The 13,043-nt window shown below is 69.7% G+C and carries 9 protein-coding genes; 6 read left to right on the top strand and 3 right to left on the bottom strand.

All coding sequences use genetic code 11. The annotated features are described in order from the left end of the window. Window positions 1-255: 255 nt before the first annotated feature. Together HNQ61_RS06360 and HNQ61_RS06355 are read right to left on the bottom strand one after the other, a co-directional pair. On the bottom strand, window positions 256-1,638 hold the full coding sequence (locus tag HNQ61_RS06360; protein ID WP_170036256.1) for a sigma-54-dependent transcriptional regulator: 1,383 nt from the start codon (window positions 1,636-1,638) through the stop codon (window positions 256-258). Between the two features lie 261 nt (window positions 1,639-1,899). Further along, entirely contained in the window at window positions 1,900-4,200 is a 2,301-nt protein-coding gene (locus HNQ61_RS06355) for a hypothetical protein (RefSeq protein ID WP_170036258.1), read from the bottom strand. 348 nt (window positions 4,201-4,548) lie between these two features. On the opposite strand from HNQ61_RS06355, the gene HNQ61_RS06350 reads away from it, so the two are divergent. From HNQ61_RS06350 to HNQ61_RS06325, 6 genes are all read left to right on the top strand, one after another. Beyond that, entirely contained in the window at window positions 4,549-6,351 is a 1,803-nt protein-coding gene (locus tag HNQ61_RS06350; protein WP_170036260.1) for a DUF4153 domain-containing protein, read from the top strand. Between the two features lie 67 nt (window positions 6,352-6,418). Continuing rightward, window positions 6,419-7,501 carry a methylmalonyl Co-A mutase-associated GTPase MeaB gene (gene meaB, locus HNQ61_RS06345; protein WP_170036262.1) on the top strand — a complete coding sequence of 361 codons (1,083 nt, stop codon included), beginning with the start codon at window positions 6,419-6,421 and terminating at the stop codon, window positions 7,499-7,501. After that, window positions 7,498-9,234, top strand: coding sequence for an acyl-CoA mutase large subunit family protein (locus HNQ61_RS06340; protein WP_170036264.1), 1,737 nt, complete (start codon window positions 7,498-7,500; stop codon window positions 9,232-9,234). Before meaB ends, HNQ61_RS06340 begins: the two co-directional genes overlap by 4 nt. Before the next feature lie 13 nt (window positions 9,235-9,247). Continuing rightward, window positions 9,248-9,451, top strand: coding sequence for a type II toxin-antitoxin system HicB family antitoxin (locus tag HNQ61_RS06335; protein WP_170036266.1), 204 nt, complete (start codon window positions 9,248-9,250; stop codon window positions 9,449-9,451). Window positions 9,452-9,497: 46 nt separating this feature from the next. Continuing rightward, window positions 9,498-9,653 (top strand): type II toxin-antitoxin system HicA family toxin, encoded by a 156-nt coding sequence (locus HNQ61_RS29800; protein WP_205761789.1) that lies wholly within the window; start codon window positions 9,498-9,500, stop codon window positions 9,651-9,653. 322 nt (window positions 9,654-9,975) lie between these two features. Then, the gene (locus HNQ61_RS06325) at window positions 9,976-12,000 is read left to right on the top strand and encodes a protein kinase domain-containing protein (protein ID WP_170036268.1); all 2,025 of its coding nucleotides are present in this window, start codon (window positions 9,976-9,978) and stop codon (window positions 11,998-12,000) included. Between the two features lie 61 nt (window positions 12,001-12,061). Here the strand turns inward: HNQ61_RS06325 and HNQ61_RS06320 are convergent, their stop codons facing one another. Then, window positions 12,062-12,904 carry a polyphosphate kinase 2 family protein gene (locus HNQ61_RS06320; protein WP_170036270.1) on the bottom strand — a complete coding sequence of 281 codons (843 nt, stop codon included), beginning with the start codon at window positions 12,902-12,904 and terminating at the stop codon, window positions 12,062-12,064. Window positions 12,905-13,043: the final 139 nt, after the last annotated feature.

Raw genomic sequence — 13,043 nt, 5'->3', positions numbered from 1 at the left:
GGAGCGTTCATGGATGGATGCAGGTGCACGTCCGGTTCCGCTTCCGTGAGCAGAGGGAAACGGCGTTATTGCTGGATTTCTCTCCTTTGTTGACGTCGCCCGGCAGACCGGTTGCCGGTTTTTGTGGCAGAGCTTCTGCTGTATAAAGCGGCAGTGTCCCGGCGGATGAAGGGAGGAGATGCCGTTCATGCCTTGCCGAGCCGGAGGGTTGCGCGGCCGGGACGGCTGCCCGCCCCGGATGCCGCACGTTCCCGATCAGCCTGGAAGGACGCCGTACTCGATGGCTTTGCGGGAGACGGTGTTGCGGTGCATGTCCAGGATCTCCGCGGCGCGCCCGAAGTGCCTATCCACCTGCCGCAGCACCCGCCCGATGTGAAGCGCCTCCACCTGCGCCATGGTCATGTGCGGGGAGTAGCCGTGCAGCGCCTCGGCCCCGTCCACCACCCCATCATCCCGGGCCGCCGCGGGGCTCAGCTGAAGGTGATCCACCTGCAGTACGTCGCCGGGGGACAGCAGCACCGCGCGCTCCAGCACGTTGCGCAGCTCGCGGACGTTGCCCGGCCACGCGTGGGTTTCCAGGCCGCGCATGGCGCCATCCGTGATGCCGCGCAGCTCCCGCGCATGCTCCGCCGCGAAGCGCGCTGCGTAGTGCAGCGCCAGGGCACGCACGTCGCCGGTGCGCTCTCGCAACGCTGGCAGGTGAAGCGCCACGACGGCCAAGCGGTAGAACAGGTCTTCGCGAAAGTCGCCCGAGGCGATCAACGAGGGCAGGTTGCGGTGGGTTGCCGCCACCACGCGCACATCCAGGCGAATGCGCGCTTCGCCGCCCAGGCGCTCGATCTCGCGCTCCTGCAACGCGCGGAGGATCTTGGCCTGCAGCACGAGGCTCATGTCGCCGATCTCATCCAGAAACAGCGTGCCGCCGTTCGCCCGCTCAAAGCGGCCCACCTTGCGGGCGATCGCGCCCGTGAACGCGCCGCGCTCGTGCCCGAAGAGCTCGCTCTCCAGCAGGTCCTCGGGGATCGCGGCGCAGTTGACCGCTATGAACGGGCCCGCCGATCGCCCGCTCGCGGCGTGAAGCGCGCGGGCGACCAGCTCCTTTCCCGTCCCCGACTCGCCGGTCACCAGCACCGTGGCATCGCTTCCCGCCACCCTGCCCACCGTCTTGAACACGGCGACCAGAGCCGGGCTGCTCCCCACGAGCTCGTCCCCCGATCCGGCGTGCAGCCGGGGAATGGGGACGATGTCACCGGCGGGCGGGGCGGGGGAGAACAGGGCGGCCAGCCGGTCCACATCCAATGGAATCGTCAGCAGTTCGGCCGCACCCAGGCGCGGGGCGTCGATGGCCAGGCGAAGCGACGGCGCGCGGGCCACCAGCACCAGCGTTCCCGCGGCGGGCGCGGATGCGATCCGGCGGATCATCGCCCCGTCTTCATCCACCGCTGACGCCAGCAGCACCGTCGCGTGATGATGAGAATCGGAGAGTACACGCAGCCCGTCCGCGAGCGTAGCCGCCGCGCGGAACGCCACGCCCGCACGCTCGCAGGCAGCACGCACGCCGTCGCGAACCTCTGCGTCGTCGCCGATCAGCAGGACCGTCCGCTCCGCCATCCATCCCCGATTCGCAAAATGTGACATGCGTCCCACAGCAGCATGTCACAAAAACGAGCAGAAGGGAAGGGGCGTGAGCGCGGGGTGGATGGGCGGAGCCACAGCGTGAGCCAGCCTGCCGCTCCCGCCGGGGCTCCTGATCCGCGGGATTGGGCGGCGGATCACGGTCAAACGCACCGCATGCTTGCGTGGAATAATCCGCGCGGGAAACGACGACGGGGTCCGGAAGCCGCGGCTTCCGGACCCCGTCCACCTGTCCTGCCCGGCAAGCCTGCCACACGCAGTGGGTCAGTGAGGGCCCACAACGGCAACGGGACGACGCTCCCATCCAGTGTGTCCCCGTAGTCTGCCCAGTTCCCCGCTGTCGTCCGTGCCCCAGCAGTACGCCGCCTCGGAGGTGGCCTCAATACCGCATGAATGCGTTCCACCGATGGTCAGACGCGTGAAGTCACGGCCGCGGTCCATCGGGACTGGCGCCGAGTAGTTGCCCCCACCGCCGTTGCCGAATTCGCCGTAGTAACCCGATCCCCAGCACAGGGCCTGCCCGGCGGTGGTGCGGCCGCAGAGGGTGTTGCGGCCGGAAACGAGGTAGGCGAACCAATGCCCGCCGGGTACGGCCACAGGGACGGTGGTGGCGGGCGAGCCGGCTAGCGGGTCGGTCGTTCCCCAGCAGTACGCGGAGCCGTCTTCGGTGAGTCCGCACGAATACAGGTAGCCCAGAACAAGGGACCGGAAGACTACCGATCCGGGCACCCGCGTGGGAACGTTCACGCATGCCGCGTTTGCTTCGGGAAAGGACGCAGGGCATTCGCCGGATTGGAATCCGCCTTCGCCTAGCCGGCTTGCACCCCAGCAGTAAGCGGCGCCGCTGGTGGAGGTGCCGCACACGTGGTGCTCCCCCGCCGCAATATGCGCGAACGTGATTCCTCCTGTGACGGGCACGGGGACGCTGCTGCCCAGGAACTGTCCATTGCCCAGCGCGCCGCTGCTTCCGACGCCCCAGCAGTAGACCGCGCCCGACGTGGCCAGCCCGCATGCGAAGGCGGGAGCAACCGCCAGTGTGGTGAATACGTGCCCTCCAGCAACGGCGACCGGGTTGGCGGATGCCGTGGTAGATCTGTTGCCCAGTCGTCCGAAGCTGTTGTCGCCCCAGCAGTACGCCGCGCCCTGTGCCGTGAGACCGCAGATATAGTCATCGCCACCGCCCGCCAGTGAGGCCAGGGCCGGGCCGCCGATCACGACCGGGGCCGGGCTGCCCCGGCCCACGCCGCGTCCCCAGCACAGCGTTCGCCCGCGGACGTCTATGGCGCAGGTGTGATCTTTCCCGGCGGCGATCTGCGAGACCACCAGCGTTCCGGCGTATACGCGCACCGGCAGGCTGGCGCTCGCCCCGCCGGAGGTGCCTGTAATCACCGCGATGCCGGCTCCGGCGCCGCGCACCGTACCCGCCGCGTTCACCGTGGCTACTGCCGGCGCCGAACTGGCAAACGCGATAACGGCATCTTCTATGGAATAAGAGCGTGCGTCCCTGGCGGTGGCGGTTATCTGGCGGATGCTGTCCGCCACGAGAACGATGCTGTCCCGGCTCTCCGCATTCCTGCTGCTGTGGGAGATCTCGATCGTGGTGGCGACCTGCCGAACGGCAGCGGTAACGGTGTCGCGCAACGTGCCGAGCATGGCGATGATCCGGGCGGAGCCATTGCCCTGAGAAATCGCGGAGGGAGTTGAGGTAACGCGAACCACCGCCGCGTTCTCGGACGAGACGTTCACGGGCAGTCCCCCGATGGGCGCGCCGGTGCGGTCACGCGCAATCACGCTCAGGGCGAGCGTTTCTCCCAGGGAAGCGAACGACAGAGTACGCGGCAGGATTTCCAGCTGTACGGGGGGCAGGGGAGTGGCCGCCGCGGCGAAGTCCACGGGAGGTGCGGCACCCGCAGCCGCGCGCCCGGTCTGGGCTCCTGTCCCGGCGCCCAGCGTCCATTGCGACCGAACTACTCCGGTGGAACCTGTCGTGGAAACCGCGGGGGAGAAGCTGCCTCCGCCCTGCACGGCCGACCAGCGCACCTCCACGCCGGCTACCGGGTTGCCGTACCGGTCCTGCGCCCGGACCGTGAGAGAATCCGTCACCGGGTCCTGCGCGGTGCCGCTGTACGCCGTGGCGCCCACCGCGGTCAGCGAGGCGAATGCATCCGCCACCGCCACCGCGCGAAACACGCCGAACACCAGCGGATCGCCGCTCTGCGTTCCCACGGCGCGGGCTTCCACGCGCTGGCTGTCCGCCGCGGCCGTGCCCAGCGTCCACCGTTCGCGCGCCTCGCCCTGGCGGTCCGTCGTGGACACGCCCGCGAACACGCTTCCGCCGCCCGACACGACGCGGAAGTTCACCGTCTGTCCTTCTACCGGGCGGCCCTTGTCATCCACCACGCGGACGACCAGGGCCTGCTGAAGCATCTGGCCCACCGTGTCCTGCTGCAGGTCACCCGACACCACGTCCACCCGCGCGGGAGAACCCGCGCGCACGCCGGAGGGGCTGTCGCATCCTGTAAGCGGCAGCAGAAGGATGGCGAGCAGAACAGATCGTGGTCTCATGGAATCCTCCAGGATTGAATATCCGGCGCGGGCGGGCAGTACCCACTGCGGAATATGATATGTCATGTAAGAGCGGTAAAGGTGCGATCCTGAAAACACGATTCATCGGTCTGACGCTGCGCACGCTCGAGCCCCGGAAGCGCTTCACACGCACGGCGACTGCTTGGCTCATCGGCGGAAAAGGGCTTGCGGACCGGCGGAGCGGGGGAGGGGCCTGCGCTCACCTGCCGGCCGGCGGACGGCCTGATCTCGGCCTGCGCATCCCGCGTTTGCTTGCATCCACCCGCGCGAACGGGCACCTTGGGCGAGGCTTCTCCTCATCGTCTCATCTCCCGCCGCCACACGCCCATGCCCAATCCGCTCGGCCGCGCCCTCCGCGCCTACGCCGCCGATGCCCGCGCCGCCGCCACGGCCGCGCCGGTGGAGGTGCTTCTGGGGCTGCTGGTGGCCGTCGCGCTCTCCCTCTCGCTTCGCGCCGACAGCGGCGAGGACGACTTCTTCCGCGTGGGCGCCAGTGTGGCGATCGCGTTCCCCCTCGTCTTTGGCGCGAGCGTGCTGTATCTGCGCGGCGTCATTGGCGCGGGTGCGCGCTGGGCGGCCACGGCGGCGATTCTGGCAGTGTGCGCCGCGTTCGGCCTGTTCTGGTTCGATCCGGACCTGAACGCCCACGACTGGCGCTGGCTGATGCTGGCCAGCGGCTCCGCGCTCGCGCTGGCGCTCACCGCCGCGCTGCCGTGGAAGGCGCGCGACCGGCGGCGCAGCTGGGCGTTCGCGTGGCGGCTTTCCGAGCGGCTGGTGGGCGTGGGCGCGTACGCGGTGGCGCTGTACGGAATCCTTGCCGGCGCCATCCAGGCGATCATCTCGCTGTTCGACCTGGACAAGCCCGACCACCTGTTCGGCGACCTGGCCGGCGCCGTCTTCTTCGCCCTCGCGCCGCTGATCTTCGTGGGCGGCATCGAGCGGCTGACGGCGCCGCCGCCGGACGGCGTGCCGACCGCGGTCAGCCGGCTGGGTCGCTGGCTGTACGCGCCGGTGCTCATCATCTACCTGCTGATCCTGTACGCCTACGCCGCCAAGGTGCTGGTGACGGGGGAATTCCCCCGCAACCTGGTGTCGCCGCTGGTGATGGCGGCCGGGCTCATCGGGCTGATCGGCGGCGTGCTGCTGGAGCCGGTGCACGGGGACGAGGAGCACCGAGGCCTTTCCGCCCTGATCCGGTGGATTCCCGTGCTGCTGGTGCCCTTGATCCCGCTGGCGCTGTGGGCGCTGCTGGCACGGCTGGGGCAGTATGGATGGACGGAGTTCCGCTACATCCGCGTGGGCATCGTCGCCGTGCTGGGCGTGCTGGCGGTGATGGGTTCGGTGCGGCGGTTCCGCGGCGAGCCGCCGCTGCTTTCCTCCGTTCCGGCTCTGCTGGCGGCGATGCTGCTGCTGGGCGCGGTGGGGCCGTGGAGCGCGCCCGCCGTTTCCCGCCGCGACCAGACCGCGCGGCTGCGGACGGCGCTGGCGCGTGCGAAGCTGGATCCCGCGAAGCTGCCCGCGAACCCGCCGGTGACGCTGGACAGCGCCGCCTATCGAGGTGTCACTGAGGGAACGCGCTACCTGGCGAACGCGCACGGGCGCGCGGCGGTGCAGGCCGTCTTCCCCCGCCTGCGGGATACAACCATCGCCAACTGGGATCTTCCGGAAAAGCTGGGGCTGCGGAGGGGGTGCGGCAGCCCGGCGGGGGCGCGGTACGAGACGGTGAACTGGGACGGCGGCGTCCCCGGGCTGATCGCGGGAACCCTGCTGCAGCTGGAGCCCGTCGAGAAGGGCAGGGTGATCTCCCTGCCGCTGGGCGGAGACAGCGTCCGCGTCTGGCTGACGGCGGATTCCGTGCTGGCCACGGCGCCGGGGTGGAGAGCGGGCACCGCCACCGCCGTTCTGCGCGACAAGGTGCTGGCGGCGGCGACCGAAAGCTGCGGTGGGCAGCAGGCTCCAAAGGTGCCGCTGGACGGCGGCGACGCCCTTCTTTCCCTCCGCGACGCACGGGGGGCGGTGCGGGTTCAGGTGCTGCTCCGCAACGCCACCCTGGGCCGGGCGGAGCGCGCGGCGACCGGCACCACGCGGCACCTGACCGCCATCGACGGCTTCCTGATCGTGGCGCCGTGACCGCTCTCTCCATCATTCGTACGTCCGCTCGCTTGACAGGGACGCGGATTTTCCGGCAATTTGCGGGATGACCTCCGAAATCACCGCCGCCGCCCCGGCCGACCTGCTGGAGCGCTTTCGTGACGGCAAGCGTACCGCGCTGGCCCGCGCCATCTCCATCGTGGAGGACGCGCGCCCGGGCTTCGAGCGCATTCTGCACGAGCTGTTCGGCGACATGGGGCGCGCCCACCGCATCGGCATCACCGGGCCGCCGGGCGCCGGCAAGTCGACGCTCACCAGCAAGCTGGCGCTGCACCTGCGCCAGGCCGAGGAGCGCATCGGCATCGTCGCCGTCGATCCGTCGTCGCCGTTCACCGGCGGGGCGCTGCTGGGCGACCGCATCCGGATGAACAACATCAGCACCGATCCGGGGATCTTCATCCGCTCCATGGCCACGCGCGGCCACCTGGGCGGCCTGGCCACCACCACCAAGGAAGTCGCCGACCTGATCGACGCCTTCGGCTACGACCGCGTCATCCTGGAAACGGTGGGCGTCGGCCAGAGCGAGCTGGAGATCGCGGGGACGGCGGACACCTCCGTGGTGGTCCTGGTCCCCGAAAGCGGCGACAGCATCCAGGCCATGAAGGCGGGGCTGATGGAGGTGGCGGACATCTTTGTCATCAACAAGGCCGACCGCCCCGGCGCCGACCGTCTGGCGCAGGAGATCGAGGTGATGCTGCACATGCGGCTGGGTGACATGCCGCAGAACGCCGGTCACCACGGCGTGAGCCTGAAGTCGGTGCAGAAGGCCGCGCGCGAAGGGGTGCAGGCCGCCGCGGAGCAGGGCGGCGGCTGGGCCATCCCCGTGCTCAAGACGGTCGCGCAGACGGGCGAGGGGCTGGAGGAGCTGGCGCGAACGCTGGACCGGCACCGGGTGTATCTGGAGGAGACGGGCGAGCTCAGCCGGCGCCGCCAGGCGCGGCTGGCCGAACGCGTGCGCGCCGTGGTGGAGCGGCGGTTGCGTCGGCTGGTGTGGCTGCGCGGTCCCGGAGAGGGAATTCTGGCCGATGAGCTGGCCGCGCTGGAAGCGGGGCAGGTGTCGCCGTACGCCGTGGCGGACCGGATCGTGAATGAACTGGGGCTGGGCCCCGCCGGAGGAATGCAATCATGAGCACCGTCGAGCGCAACCTGCCCGCCGCCGCGCTGCGCGGCCAGATCGCCGAAAAGGAACGCGAGATCGAGCGGCTGAAGGCCGACCTCGCCGCCTGGGAAGGCGCGTACGAGCGCGCCGCCAAGCGCGAGGACAGCTTCACCACCATCTCCGGCACCCCCGTGGAGCCGCTGTACACCGCGCTGGACCGGCCCGACGCCGGTCCGGAAGAGGTGGCGTTCTACAACGGGCGCATCGGCCTTCCCGGCGAGTACCCGTTCACCCGCGGGCCGTACGGCACCATGTACCGCACGCGGCTGTGGACCATGCGCCAGTTCGCCGGCTTCGGCACGGCGGAAGAAACCAACGAGCGCTACCACTTTCTCCTGGGCCGCGGGCAGACGGGGCTCAGCGTGGCCTTCGACTTCCCCACGCTCATGGGATACGACAGCGACCATCCGCGGTCGCTGGGCGAGGTGGGCAAGTGCGGCGTGGCCATCAGCTCGCTGGACGACATGGAAACGCTGTTCAGCGGGATTCCGCTGGACAAGGTGTCCGTGTCCATGACCATCAACGGGCCCGCCATCATCCTCTTCTGCTTCTACATCGTCGCTGCGGAAAAGCAGGGGATTTCGGCGGAAAAGCTGCGCGGCACGGTGCAGAACGACATCCTCAAGGAATACCAGGCGCAGCACGCCTGGGTGTTCCCGCCGGAGCCGGCGCTGCGCCTGATCGTGGACATGTTCGAGTGGGCGTCGGGGAACGCGCCCAAGTACAACCCCATCTCCATCAGCGGCTACCACATCCGCGAAGCGGGCTCCACCGCCGTCCAGGAGCTGGCGTACACGCTCAAGAACGGGCTTGAGTACGTGCGCCGCGGGGTGGAGCGCGGGCTGGACGTGGACGACTTCGCGCCGCGGCTGTCGTTCTTCTGGGACGTGCACAACGACTTTTTCGAGGAAATCGCCAAGTTCCGCGCCGCGCGCCGCATCTGGGCGCGCCACCTGCGCGATGACTTCGGCGCCAAGAACCCGGAAAGCTGGCGCCTGCGCACGCACGCGCAGACCGCGGGCGTGACGCTGACGGCGCAGCAGCCGGAAAACAACATCGTCCGCGTGGCGTATCAGGCCATGGCGGCGGTGCTGGGCGGCACGCAGTCTCTCCACACGAATTCGATGGATGAGACGCTGGCCCTGCCCACGGAGCGCGCGGTGCAGATCGCGCTGCGCACGCAGCAGGTGCTGGGGTACGAGACGGGCGTGGCCAACACCATCGACCCGCTGGCCGGCTCGTACTACCTGGAGTCGCTGACGGACCGGATGGAAGAAGAGGCCGAGCGCATCTTTGGCGAGATCGACGGGCTGGGCGGCGTGGTTCCGGGGATCGAGGTCGGCTACTTCCAGCGAGAGATTTCCCGCAGCGCGTTCCGCCAGCAGATCGAGATCGAGCGGGGCGAGCGCACCATCGTGGGCGTGAACGACTTCACGGTGGAGGGCGAGGAGCTTACGATCCCGCTGCTCAAGATCACCGAGGCGGCGGAACTGCGGCAGCGCGAGCGGATGGCGGCCATGCGCCAGGCGCGCAACCAGGAGCAGGTGGATGCGGCGCTGGAGCGGCTGAAGGCGGCCGCGCGCACGGAGGAGAACGTGGTGCCGTCGATGCTGGACGCCGTTCGCGCCTACGCCACGCTGTACGAGATCCGCGCCGCGCTGGAAGAGGTGTTCGGCGCCTACCAGGAGCCGGTCTTCTTCTGATCGAGGGAAAAACATGAAGCTGCGCGTGGTGGTTCACGAGGCCGAAGAAGGCGGATACTGGGCCGAGGTGCCGGCGATCGCCGGCTGCGCGACTCAGGGCGAAACCTTTGAGGAGCTTCTCGCCAATCTGTACGAGGCCGTGGAGGCCTGTCTCTCCGTGGATGTAGAGGAAGCTGAGATGGAGAGCGGATCCCGTGTGCTCGAGATCGCTGTGTGAAACCGCTTACCGGGCGGGAACTGGGGCGGCTTCTTGAGGAGGACGGGTGGGAACTGGCCCGGGTTCGAGGAGCCACCACATCTATCGCAAAACGGGCCGAGCAGAGCGAATCTCCGTGCCAGTGCATGGGAATACGCCGCTCAAGCGCGGGTTGCAGGTTCACCTCATGAAGCTGGCCGGTCTGGATCTGGATCAGGATTGATCGCGGCGCACGCCTGAGTGTCCTGGCCGGTTGCTCCTGATCGCCCGATCGTGATCTGACAGCAAGGGCCCGTGCACACGCACGGGCCCTTGTTCGTCCCACGTGGATGAAAAGTGTGACTCACACAGAGTTAACAGAGGAATGATCTCTTAACTCTGTTGACTCTGTGTGATGATTTCCGTTATCCGTTCCGCCGGCACTGGCGGAGAATTCGCCAGCCGAGGCTCTGCGGTCGCGCGGCGGGCGAAACGTCTGCATCTTTGATTCGTACAATCACCGCTCGCTGATTTCGCGTTCCGTCGGTCCACCCGCGCCGCCATCCGTGTCCATCATCATCCCGCCCACGTTCGAGTTGCTTGCCGGCCGGCGCCTGGATGGGCGGTACCGGGTGGAATCGCTGGTGGGCAGCGGCGGCATGGGCGCCGTGTTCCGCGCGTGGGACGAGCGGCTGGGGCGCACGGTGGCGGTGAAGGTGCTTACGCTGCAGCACGCCGATCCCGCGCGGGAGGCGGAGTTCCGCGCCATGTTCCACGCCGAGGCGCGCGCGGCCGCCTCGCTGCGGCACGCCAACGTGGTGACGGCGCACGACTTCGGGTCCGACCGGGATCTGGGGATGGACTACCTGGTCATGGAACTGCTTCCGGGGCAGGACCTGGGCGTACGGCTGGCCCAGGCCGCCGGCCCGCTCCCCACGGCGGAGGTGCTGGAGATTTTGCGCGAGGCGGGAATGGGGATTGCCGCCGGGCACCGCGCCGGGATCATCCACCGCGACGTCAAGCCGCGCAACATCTTTCTGGTGGCGGACCCGGATGGCGGCTGGGAGGTGAAGCTGCTGGACTTCGGCATCGCGCAGGCGGCGGGCGCGGCGGCCGCCGCCGCGGCGACGTCGGACGCCACGCTCGTGCACGCGCCGGGGCCGCACACGCCACGCTACGCCGCGCCCGAGCAGATCCGCGGCGGGTCCGTGACCCCCGCGAGCGACGTGTTCGCGCTGGGGCTCACCGCGCTGGAGATGCTGTCCGGCCGCCACCCCGCGCAGGTGCATGCCGCCACCGATCCCGCCGCCGCGGCGCGCGCCCTGTACGAACTGCGCGCCGTCCATCCCCACCTGCCGCGCGGCGTGGATGCCGTGCTGACGCGCGCCGTCCACCCGGAGCCAGGCCGCCGCTTCGGCAACGCGGGCGAACTCGTCGCCGCGCTGCATCCGCTGCTGGACGTGGTGGGCGGCACCATCCACCTGCGCCGCAGCACGCCGGCGCACGCCGACCCGTACATCGCCGTCTCCGCCGAGCCCGCGTACGCGCCGACCGATCCGGCGCCCGCCGCCATCCATCCGTCGACTCCCGCTCCGCCCGCGTCGCCGCCGATCGCGCCCGCCCCGTTCGTCGCCGTACCGTTTTCCGCCAGCTCCGTCGCTGCTTCGGCTCCGGTGATTCCTCCGGTCGCACCCGTTCCGGTCTCCGCTCCGCCCGCCGTTCCCGCGCCGGAGCCCGCTGCCGCGCCGGAACCCGCGCGAGGGAAGGGAACGGGCTGGATGCTGTGGACCGCGGTCCGGCTGGCCGTGGTGATGGGCGTGCTGCTGGCGTGGCCGTCCGTCCAGAAACGTCTGTCGATGGCGGGAACCGGGCAGGCGATCAGTGCGCTGCTCACGCCGGAGACGCCGTGGACGGACGACGCGGAAGCCGAGTACCGCCGCGTGAACACGCACGGCTACATTCCCGGCGACACGCTCGGATTCGTCGTCCTGGCCAGCGGCGGGACGGCGGAAAGCATGTCCGGGCGCGTGGAGCAGATCCGCGCGGCGGGGGTGCGCGCCGGGGTGGGGACCCGGGCCGTGTATCCTCAAGTGGGCGGTGAAGATGTACTCCTGCTGGCCGGACCGTACACGGTGGCGGAGTGGGAGGACCGAGAGGATGAAGTGCGTCCGTTCCGTGGCCGCTGGGGTGAGGATTCGCGTCCACTCCGCCTCGTGCTGCGGCGCGGCGCGTTCGCGGACCGGCCCCGCACGATGCCGGCGTCGCGCGTGGCCCGCGCGGAGTACGAGCGCCTGGTGAAGCTGGGAAGGTCCGAATCCACCGTGCTCCCCGTGCGGGTGGCGGGCGAGTTCGCAGACACGTCGCTGGCGGCGGCGCGCGCCCGGCTGCGGGCCGTGCGCGCGGAGGGCCTGCGCGGCGGGCTGGGCGACCGCGTCGTCTACCCGCAGTTGGACAGCGGGCGCGTGTTCGTGGTCATCGGCCCGTACCGGACGGACGAGATGCGGGCGCAGGAGCGGCGCATCCGGCGGCTGGAGCGGCGCACCGGCGAACGTTTTCGGCCACGGACGCTGTGGATGCGGGACCCGCAATGACGAAAGGGGGACGGCGCGTGCGGCGCCGTCCCCCTTTTCTCCTCTCCCGCCATCCGCCGGACTACTCGGCGGGCGCGGCCTGCTGGTCGCGGAACGCCTGCAGCTCGGCCAGGCGCGCGCGGCTCATGGCCTCCAGCGCGTCCGCCCAGGAGCGGCGGAAGGGCTTCAGCGCATCCACCAGCGTTTCCGTGATCGCCAGGTTGCGATACCACTTCCGGTCAGCGGGGACAATGTACCACGGGGCCACGTCGGTGCTGCAGTGCCGGAAGGCGTCCTCGTACGCCTTCTGGTATTCGTCCCAGTGCTCGCGCTCGCGCCAGTCGCCGGCGGACAGCTTCCACGCCTTGCCCACGTCCGCCTCGCGTGCCAGCAGCCGCTCCTTCTGCTCGTCCTTGCTGATGTGCAGAAAGAACTTGAAGACCAGCGTGCCGCTGGCGGCCAGCATGCCTTCGAACGCGTTGATCTGGTCGTAGCGCGCGCGCCAGACGGGTTCCGGCACCAGCTTCTGCACCCGCGCCACCAGCACGTCCTCGTAGTGCGAACGGTTGAACACGCCGATGATGCCGCGCGCAGGCGTCACGCGGTGCACGCGCCACAGGAAGTCGTGCGACAGCTCTTCGGTGCTGGGCTGCTTGAACGACTCCACCCGGCAGCCCTGCGGATTCAGGTTGGTCATCACCGCCCGGATCGCGCCGTCCTTGCCGCTGGTGTCCATCCCCTGCAGGACAATGAGCACGCTGTTTACGCCAGCGGCGTACAATTCTTCCTGGATGACGTCCAGCTCGGCGTTCAGTTCCAGGAACCGCGCCTGGCCCTTCTCCTTGTCCATCCCGCCGTTCTCGCGCGTGTCGTACTCCGCGAGGTGAACCTTGTGGCCGGGCTCGATCCGGTGTGCGTGAGGCATTCCGCGTCCGGGTACTCTGTGGATGTGTGGTGCTCCTGTGCCGGGATCATGCTTCGTGCGCACGGTGCGACATCCATGCCCGTTTCCCGCCGCGGCCGCGACTGCACGAAGAAGGCTTTCCGCGAGCGCCCGCGGGCCG

Origin of the sequence: Longimicrobium terrae, from assembly GCF_014202995.1 — a bacterium.
Lineage (GTDB): Bacteria > Gemmatimonadota > Gemmatimonadetes > Longimicrobiales > Longimicrobiaceae > Longimicrobium > Longimicrobium terrae.
Note: the sequence above shows the minus strand (reverse complement) of the source record. Positions and strands in the feature narration are given on the sequence as shown.